The sequence below is a fragment of the uncultured Dialister sp. genome (assembly GCF_937959425.1).
In the GTDB taxonomy this organism is placed as follows: domain Bacteria; phylum Bacillota; class Negativicutes; order Veillonellales; family Dialisteraceae; genus Dialister.
Genome location: NZ_CALGPS010000103.1, coordinates 1 through 6,612 on the forward strand (window position 1 = coordinate 1; position 6,612 = coordinate 6,612).

At 49.4% G+C, this 6,612-nt stretch carries 4 protein-coding genes; 1 reads left to right on the plus strand and 3 read right to left on the minus strand.

Annotated features, from left to right (window positions below; genetic code table 11):
• The first annotated feature begins 589 nt into the window (after positions 1–589).
• Complete coding sequence (gene lgt, locus Q0482_RS04235; protein WP_299143783.1) at positions 590–1,399, plus strand: prolipoprotein diacylglyceryl transferase; 810 nt, start codon at positions 590–592, stop codon at positions 1,397–1,399.
• Between the two features lie 295 nt (positions 1,400–1,694).
• Here the strand turns inward: lgt and sfsA are convergent, their stop codons facing one another.
• The 3 genes from sfsA to Q0482_RS04250 all read right to left on the minus strand — a co-directional run bounded on the left by sfsA (position 1,695) and on the right by Q0482_RS04250 (position 5,349).
• Positions 1,695–2,879 (minus strand): DNA/RNA nuclease SfsA, encoded by a 1,185-nt coding sequence (gene sfsA / locus Q0482_RS04240; RefSeq protein ID WP_299143786.1) that lies wholly within the window; start codon positions 2,877–2,879, stop codon positions 1,695–1,697.
• A 45-nt stretch (positions 2,880–2,924) separates the two neighbouring features.
• A complete protein-coding gene (gene ychF / locus Q0482_RS04245; protein ID WP_299143789.1) occupies positions 2,925–4,031 on the minus strand; it encodes a redox-regulated ATPase YchF in 1,107 nt (368 codons plus the stop codon).
• A 76-nt stretch (positions 4,032–4,107) separates the two neighbouring features.
• Positions 4,108–5,349 carry an LL-diaminopimelate aminotransferase gene (locus tag Q0482_RS04250; protein WP_299143792.1) on the minus strand — a complete coding sequence of 414 codons (1,242 nt, stop codon included), beginning with the start codon at positions 5,347–5,349 and terminating at the stop codon, positions 4,108–4,110.
• Between the last annotated feature and the right edge of the window lie 1,263 nt (positions 5,350–6,612).

Sequence of the window (6,612 nt, forward strand, 5' to 3'; positions counted from 1 at the left end):
TTATTATTGTTATTTATTTTTCATTTCCCTGAACAGGCAGCACTGATGAAGCACCTATTAAAGAGCTTCATTAAAATTTCTAACATCATCATACCATATAATTATTTAAGTTCAAGTTTTTAATGTAAAAACAGATAGGGACAGATTAGCAAAAATTTAATTCTGTTGACTTAAATTGTAAATCAAGTTCTTCCCTTCCATCTCCTTATATCCCTATTTTATCCAGTATTTATCGCATATTTTTCGTATTTAATCTTTTAAAATTCCATGAAATAAACTCGAAAAAAAGCAAAAAACTATACCCTCATACAGGTATAAAACTTTTTTATTATTAGTTTCGAATTAGATTAATATGCGTATTTTATGAACATTTGCTAAAAATTGTTTCGTTAAGGACAAAAGCATACAGAGCATACAATAAATAACATTTTTCTGCTTATAAACACCGCGAGGCAGAATCGGGAGCCAGGCTCATAAGAATCTATGATAGGATATTCCATTGCAGTGCATTGTATAATGGGTATAGGTATATATAAAAGAAAAGAACTTCCTGCAGTGCAGAAAGTCATTTTAGTAAAGGAGCCTGTTTATGCATCAATATGTTACATTCATCGGCGGATTCCCTATCCGCTTTTACGGCATTTTTTTCTCACTGGGCATTATATTCGGCTGCATCATGGCCTATTATTTTCTGAAAAAGGATGGCAGAGGCTGGCATGAATGCATGTTTGACCTGGGCCTCACCATCGCTTTCGTCGGCATTATCGGCGGCCGCCTCTGGGATGTTTTCTTCTTCGACTGGGACTATTACCATAATCATCTTCTTGAAATTCCCTATGTGTGGCAGGGCGGCATGGCCATCCAGGGCGGTGTCATCTTCGCCTGCATTGCCGGATATATCTACCTTAAGAAACACAAAATTCCGGTGCTCCAGTTTGCCGATATTATTGCACCGGCCATCATTTTCGGACAGGCTATCGGCCGCATTGCCAATTTCATGAACGGCGACGCCTTCGGCCACCCCACCGGCGCCGACTTCGGCATCCTATACCCCTCCACCACCCTGGCCTACCGCACCTACGGCGCCCAGCCCCTGTGGCCGGCAGAGGTTTGGGAATGCCAGGGCGACCTCATCATCCTGGGCCTGCTCCTGTGGTACTCCTGCTTCAAACACGCCAGAGGTACAACCTTCTGCCTCTATATTATGCTTTACTCCCTCCTCCGCTTCTTCCTGGAATACTTCCGCGGAGACTACGGCACCCTGGCCTTCGGCCTTAAAAGCGCCCAGATTACAGCGCTCACCGGATTTGTACTGGCCGCACTGGTATTTATTTACTTTTCCATCCGGTATAGAAAAGACAGGATAGAGGAAACGGAAGACGCAAAAAAGGAAGGTTGACGCCTAATCCGCAGGCGAATGCTGCAGCCGCCTGCGACGTGAGGGTTCAAAAGATTCTTAAGGTTCTTAGGTTTGACGCCCGCTTTGCGGGCGAGAGTTGTGGATTGCCGCCTACGGCGGCAATGATTATAAAGTCAGCGTTACGGGACTTGCCTTCCCGCCGTACGCGTCATCCTGAGCCGCAGGCGAAGAATCTTGGTACGCGGCATATTTGACGCATCCGGTGGTAAATACCAGTCGGCGGGAAACGCTTCTGGCGTATGCCGTAAGTGACTCCAACCAGCTCACCAGCCCACTATACATGCTTCATTTGCTCCATATTCCCCATTTCCACTATCCCAAAGTACCTATCCAGCCTGTTGATTTCAAAATTTTCTTCGATTTTCACAAAGGCCGGCAGGTGCATGGGGTTTTGGTGGAAGCCGAACAGGTGGGACTTGCAGCTGCAGTCGGTGCAGCCGAAGCCCGGTATGGTCCAGTCTGCTATGCCGGAGAGGGCCTCTGCCAGTTTATGTTCCAGGTCTTCTTTGGTGCGGATAGGAATGGCGCCGGTGAAGCGGCAGGCGTTTCTGAGGTAGTCCATATGCCAGTGGCGCCCTTTGCGAAGTGCTTTGTGATGGGCAATCCGCTGGTCCAGGTTCTTTCTGGCGCTCCCCACATAGACGTAGTACCCTTGGGGAAAGCGGATGTCTCCCAAACTCCCTACGGTGATTGTGCTATTTTCTTCCATTTGGAGGACAATCATATAGTCTCCGGCATTTCCCATTTCTCTGTCCAGTACTTCCCCGGATGAGGGGATGAGCCGCACGTTTTCGGGCATGAGGAAATCCTTTGTCCAGGAAATGACACAGGCCTTCCAATCCAGAAAATCCATTCCTTTCCTGAACTCTTCCGCAAAGGGAAGGTCCGTATGGTAGTTGGGCAGGAACCAGCGGGCATCTTTATAATGAACAAGCACAAGGAGGCCTGCGTGCTCCCCTGCCCTTTCCATTTCCACCAGGTGGGTGAGGTGTTTCCTTCCTCTTTCCGTAGGGGCGTCCGGAAACATGGCGCCATGTTCTCCTGAAAGGCTGCAGGATTTGACTTCCACCGGGAAGGTCTCTCCCGTTTCCGGATCGCCAAGGAGCAGATCGAAGCGGCTGTCCCCCATGGTCACTTCCCTGCCGGCAAGGAAATAGTTTTCCCAGCCCGGGATTTTATGATTTTGCACAAGCCATGCAGCCACATCATTGGCTTTTGTGGTATCCAGGTAAAAGATATGGCTGCCTTTTTTACAGCCCACCACCCGGTAAGCGGTACGCAGTCCTTTTCGGTTGGGTGTCAGATAGAGGGTGACACCGGGGAAAAGAAACTCCCTCATGCGGCCGGGGTTCGGCATATGGCATAGTACCTTTTCTCCATTGATTTCCACATGACACACAAAGCGGTTCGGTCGGTCAATGAATTTTCCTTCCAAAATAGTTTGGTATATTTTTTCCATAATTTATAAAAAAGACCGGCAGCCGCCGGTCTTTTCCTTTCCTGTTTATACATTAAAGCGGAAATAAGCAATATCTCCGTCCTGGATGATATAATCCTTTCCTTCCACCCGGAGCAGTCCCTTTTCACGGACAGCATTGTAGGAGCCACAGGCCATGAGATCATCGTAGGAAACGATTTCCGCACGGATGAAGCCTCTTTCGATATCACTGTGAATCTTTCCTGCTGCTTTAGGCGCTTTGGTGCCCGCCCGGACGGTCCAGGAACGGCATTCATCAGGGCCTACGGTAAAGAAATTGATAAGGCCCAGCATGGAGTAGGCAGTGCGGATGAGGCGGTTGAGGCCCGGTTCTTCTTCTCCCAGGTCTTCCAGAAAGGCTTTGGCTTCCTCGCCGTCCAGTTCGGATACTTCTTCTTCGATTTCTGCGGAAATAGGAACCCACTTGGCTCCTTCCTTTTCCGCTTCTTCGCTGGCTGCCTTGACGAACTTGTTTGCCAGAGGATCTGCAATGTCGCCTTCCGCCATGTTGAGTACGTAGAGCACCGGTTTCAGGGTGATGAGGTTCAATTCCTTCAGCACTTCCAGATCATCCTCCGAAAGGTCCAGCGCCCTGGCTGGCGTGCCGTTCTGCAGGGCATCATACACCTTTTCCAGTACCGGCAGGTCCACTTTGGCCTGCTTGATGCCTGCCTGGGCCAGCTTGGCTGTCTTCGTCTTTTTCTTGTCCACACTTTCCAGATCCGCCAGACAGAGTTCCGTATTGATAATATCCATATCTCTTACGGGATCAATGGAACCTTCCACGTGGGTAATATTTCCATCTTCAAAGCAGCGCACCACATGGGCAATGGCATCGGTTTCACGGATGTGGCTCAGGAACTGGTTGCCCAGGCCCTCCCCTTTGGACGCACCGGCCACCAGACCGGCAATATCCACAAAACGGGTAAAAGCAGGGGTCGTTTTCTTCGGCTTGAACATGGCAGCCAGGTCATAGATGCGGTGATCCGGTACTTCTACTACCCCAACATTCGGTTCAATGGTGCAGAACGGGAAATTTGCCGCTTCCGCACCTGCTTTTGTAATGGCATTGAAAAGTGTGCTCTTCCCTACGTTTGGAAGGCCTACAATGCCGATCTGCAGATTTGTACTCATGTGAACTCCTTACATTCTTAAACAGGCAGAAATCTACCTTCCGGACAAGAAGGTAGATTTTTGCTCATAAAACCAATTATTTAGCCAGTTTCTTTACTGCCTTTTTCAGTCTTTCCACCGCTTCCTTCGTCAGTTCCGGAGTGTTGAAAGAGGTAAGGCGGACATAGCCCTCGCCGCAGGGGCCGAAGCCGGAACCCGGGGTGCAGATAATCTGAGCTTCCTTCAGAAGGTAGTCAAAGAAATCCCAGCTGGTCATGCCTTCGGGAACAGACAGCCATACGTAGGGGCTGTTTACGCCGCCGCAGGCGGAAAGGCCCGCTTCTTTAGCGCCCTGGAGAATGACCTTGGCATTGTTTCTGTAAATATCAAGGGTAGCCTGGATCTGTTTCTGTCCCTCTTCCGTGTATATAGCTTCAGCGCCCCGCTGTACGATGTAGGAGCAGCCGTTGAACTTGGTGCACTGACGGCGGTCCCAGAGAGCATTGGCGGAAACTTTTTCACCGGACTTAGTTTCCAGCATCAGTTCCTTCGGCACTACGCAATATCCGCAGCGCACGCCGGTAAAGCCGGCGGTCTTGGAGTAGGAGCGGAATTCAATGGCCACTTCCTTAGCCCCTTCGATTTCATAAATGCTGTGGGGAATATCATCTTCCGTAATGAATGCTTCATAGGCTGCATCGAAGAAAATAACGGAGCCCGTCTGCTTTGCATACTTCACCCACATGGTAAGGTCCTTTTTGTTGAGAGCAGCACCGGTGGGGTTGTTCGGGGAGCAGAGATAAATGATCATGGGATCATGGGAAGGCAGATTTGCCTTGAAACCGCATTCCTCATAGCAGGGCAGGTATTCCAGCCGTTCATAGGAGCCGTTCACAAACTTGCCGCTTCTGCCGGCCATGACATTGCTGTCCACATACACCGGATATACCGGGTCCGTAACTGCCACGATATCGGATTCAGCGAAGATTTCCTGCATGTTGCCGGTATCGCATTTAGCGCCGTCGCTGACGAAAATTTCATCGGGAGAAATATCACAGCCCCTGGCCTGAAAGTCATGTTTGGCAATGGCTTCGCGGAGGAACATATAGCCCTGTTCAGGACCATAGCCCCGGAAGGTTTCCATATGAGCCATTTCATCCACAGCCTTGTGCATAGCTTCAATCACAACCGGAGCCAACGGCTGGGTTACGTCGCCGATACCAAGGGAAATAATGTCAGCATCAGGATGAGCTTCCTTGAAAGCATTCTGCTTCTGTCTTACCGTAGCAAACAGATAAGCACCCTGAAGATTCAGATAATTTTCATTACAATGTGCCATAGAAATATCGCCTCTCGTATAAGCATTATCATATTTTTAACTAAAAATAATGATGACTTTTATATTTTATCATACCCCATAATGATTATCAAAAAGGATTTTGAATGATTCTGCGCCTATTTGGCGCAGAAATGTTCTTAAGATTGGCCGGAGGGTTCTCAGGTTTGACGGCGCCTATGGCGCCGAGGGTTGTGATATCGCCCTTCGGGCGATGAGTATAAAGTCAGCGTTACGTACTTACCATTTGTGTCATCTGTGCTGCATGAGGTAGTGGTATAACCCCCTTCCTTTGGAAGGGGGTGTCGCCGCAGGCGACGGAGGATAGTGGCTTTTCGTAGAAAAGCCGAGGCCCCAAAGGGGCCTAAGATGGCTCTTCCGTGAAATGCCGCCTTTCGGCGGCGCCTTTGCTCTGCAAAGGCCTATCCTCAGCCCTATCGGGCAGCTCCTTCCAGTGGAAGGAGCCTTACGTTACGGGATTTCCTTTCTGCTGCATAAATCATGCTAAACATGTCACGGAATTGGCCACCTCCGGTGTCCAATCGAGTAGAGATTATTCATCCCTCTCACACCACCGTACGTACCGTTCGGTATACGGCGGTTCGATTCTTTGGGTAGGAATATATTCCTGCTTGTCATTTCTTCCGCTTCCTGAACATCATACTCAGCCCTCCTTTTCGTATCTTCGCCAGTTCCGCTATTTTCCGACAGGAAGTCAGCCCTGTGACTGCATTCTGCTTCAACATATGATTGTTCCTTTCACGGTTTACTTTGACCGGAATCGTTCAGTCCTTCCCGCTTTCGCGGTACTATGACTTCTGCTGACTTCTCATGACAAATCTTTTTCAACCGTCTCCACCCGGTCCAGATATACGACCTATCACTGCTTTGACGTCCATGAGACCTCCCCGGGTAAGAGTGTAATCTTTCGCCTCATCTATCCGCTTCATTTACAAAGCCTGGCCAAGACCATCGTTGGACTTCAGCATAGGGGGCTGCCTCCTCCTGCCGGACTCTGCCTTCATATAAAGTTTCTATTCGTCGGACCAAGGTTTTGCCTCCGGCTTCCTTCAGACCCCACCTCACGATGGACCCCTTGCCATTGGCTGTGTGCTTGTTATGGTCATACCGCACTAGGGACTTTCACCCATTAGACTACACCCATGCCGGGCGCACCCCCCCTATCCCGCTTCGCGGGACTCCCCCCTATTCAGCAATGCTATTGCGTTAAGAAGAATTCAGAAAGTACATGTCATTACGATGTGT